1 protein-coding gene is annotated in these 1086 nt (G+C 34.4%); it reads right to left on the reverse strand.

Annotated features, from left to right (window positions below; translation table 11 throughout):
- Positions 1 to 63 precede the first annotated feature (63 nt).
- Positions 64 to 972: a hypothetical protein gene (locus A6E06_RS14635; RefSeq protein WP_065592189.1), complete on the reverse strand. Its 909-nt coding sequence runs from the start codon at positions 970 to 972 to the stop codon at positions 64 to 66.
- Positions 973 to 1086 lie beyond the last annotated feature (114 nt).

Here is a 1086-nt window from a genome sequence, read left to right on the forward strand (position 1 = left end):
TAAAACGAGAAACACTCGGCAAACTGAGATTGCCGAGTGTAGTAAATCGTGTTGATGCATTTGTTATGTGCGTTGTTGCATTTTTTTAATAAACTCTTTATTAGTTAATAATAAAAACGTTTTTATTCCTGACTGTTCATACAGCAATTCAGCCTTTACTCGAATATTATCAAAATTATCTTCTGAAGATTCAAAATCTCCTGAAATTTCAAAATTTCGATCTATATCCTTAATCGTCAGTAATTCACCACTAAGCACCCTATTCCTATAAACACTTTTCAATACATCAGAAAAACGTGAAGGCTTTCTCGTAACAACATATGGTGAATGCCATGCAATATCAGCCCCAGTCTTAGAATAGGAATAATGATGTGTGTGCTTATCAACACGTTCTGTCGGAACGATTGAGACATGTTCATTAAGAAAAGGGATTACCCCAACATCCTCAATCCAACTATTTTCCGAATAGTAATATTTACGTTCTTCATATAAAAACGGAGATGATAAACTACATTTTGAGGTGCTTGTAAATAAAGAGTTATAATATTCCGTTGCATCTAAATGAGTTGGAGCGACATAGAAACCTACAGACCAGTGAGTATTTGCATAATCCAAAAGTATATTATGTTGAAAGTCCTTAGCTGTTTTCGCCTTTGCTCTTAGCTCAAAGTAAAATGTCGGCTGATCATTTAAATCATTATCATGACGAAATTCTCTAATTAACTCTTCCTTACCCTTATTATTCCTATTTGATCTTTTAATCTCACTGATCGGTTTAATACCTTTTGCTACTTTAAATTGCATAAAAATAGCAAGAGCTTGATCATAAAAGACTTTATCAGCACCAGTTAGCTGTTCATCAGTGTCCATTAATCTTAGAGGTAAGCCATTCGAAACCCAGCCAAAATATGAAGCAACATCAGCTTCCATTTGCTTTTCACTGAGATTACTTTTAATAATTATTTTTGACATATAAATTATCCATACTGAAAGCACATAACGCTGGCATAACACGTTTATTACCATGCAGACCAACCTGAATTTTACCGCCTGAATCACGAAACCCAAGACAAACCCAGAACGCCG

The sequence above is a fragment of the Aliivibrio sp. 1S175 genome, assembly GCF_001690985.1.
Classification (GTDB): Bacteria; Pseudomonadota; Gammaproteobacteria; order Enterobacterales; family Vibrionaceae; genus Aliivibrio.